The 1,213-nt window shown below is 53.5% G+C and carries 1 protein-coding gene; it reads left to right on the forward strand.

Annotated features, from left to right (window positions below; all coding sequences use genetic code 11):
• Positions 1-207 precede the first annotated feature (207 nt).
• Entirely contained in the window at positions 208-1,194 is a 987-nt protein-coding gene (locus ACYVJG_RS12885; protein WP_460431410.1) for an IS110 family RNA-guided transposase, read from the forward strand.
• Positions 1,195-1,213 lie beyond the last annotated feature (19 nt).

Raw genomic sequence — 1,213 nt, forward strand, 5'->3', positions numbered from 1 at the left:
CCTTGTATCTTGTCTCTTGTGGTGATTAGCTATCACCACCCGAATCCGTGGAAGCTTGAGCCCACCCTTAAGGCCAGACCTTGTTAAGTAGATTAAGCCCCCGGATTCACCTCATCGCCAAGCCCGACACTGAACGGTAGCCAAGGGATCAACCCTGTATGCACAAGGCAAGTGGGCGATTTGGCTTTCTTTCTGAGGAGTCTTGCTATGCATTATCTCGGTATCGATGTTGCTAAGGCCAAACTGGATTGCAGCTTGTTGCTCGACCCTAACAGCGCTAAGCGTAAGGCTAAGTCAGTTGCCAACACTCAGGCAGGTTTTGCTGAGTTACTGCAATGGCTACGCAAGCAGGATATTGCCCTTTCAAACATCCACGCTATTCTCGAAGGTACCGGTGTGTACCATGAACAAGCCGCCATGGCGCTGTGTGATGCGGGTCTCGCGGTTTCGATCATCAACCCAGCACAGGTACGTGACTTCGCCAAAGGCCTTGCCATCCGCAGCAAAACTGACGGTATCGACAGTCAGGTACTGGCCCGCTATGGCGCACTGGTGCAACCAGGTCTCTGGACACCCCCCAGCCCACAGGCTCGCACCTTGCAGGCCCTGTTATCGCGACGTGAGGCGATTGCACAGGACTTGCAGCGCGAACGGAATCGTCAGGAAAAAGCCGATGCGACTGACACACCTGAGTTAATCCGTCAGTCACTGGCAGACTCGATCCACTTTTTGCAAACGCAGTTGAAAAAACTGCAGCAGGATATTGATGACCACATCGACCGCCATCCGGTATTGAAGGACGATCTGGTATTGCTCAATAGCATCCCAGGCGTGGGACCACAGGTTGGCCGTCATCTGTTGTCGGTGTTACATCGGCATCACTTTGATCATGCAGAGCAACTAGCCGCTTATCTGGGTTTGGTACCGGTGGAGTGGCAATCGGGTAGCTCAGTGCTAGGTCGAGCACGGCTGTCAAAAGCTGGCCCTGCACATCTGCGTGCTGTGTTGTATATGGCGGCAGTGGTTGCAACCAAATACAACCCGCACGTGAAGGCGCTTTACGAGCGCTTGCTGACACGTGGCAAATGCAAGATGGCCGCTTTGGGAGCGGCCATGCGCAAGTTGGTGCATTTATGCTTCGGTGTGTGGAAAACTCGTCAGCTCTATCAGGCTGATTACGCCAAAATCAGTTGACGCCCAAGACGGTATCTAC

Source organism: Aquaspirillum soli, assembly GCF_054781915.1.

Bases quoted from the DNA above. Each gene is read 5' to 3' on its own strand.
- ACYVJG_RS12885 (WP_460431410.1), top strand. From the start codon at position 208: ATGCATTATCTCGGTATCGATGTTGCTAAGGCCAAACTGGATTGCAGC.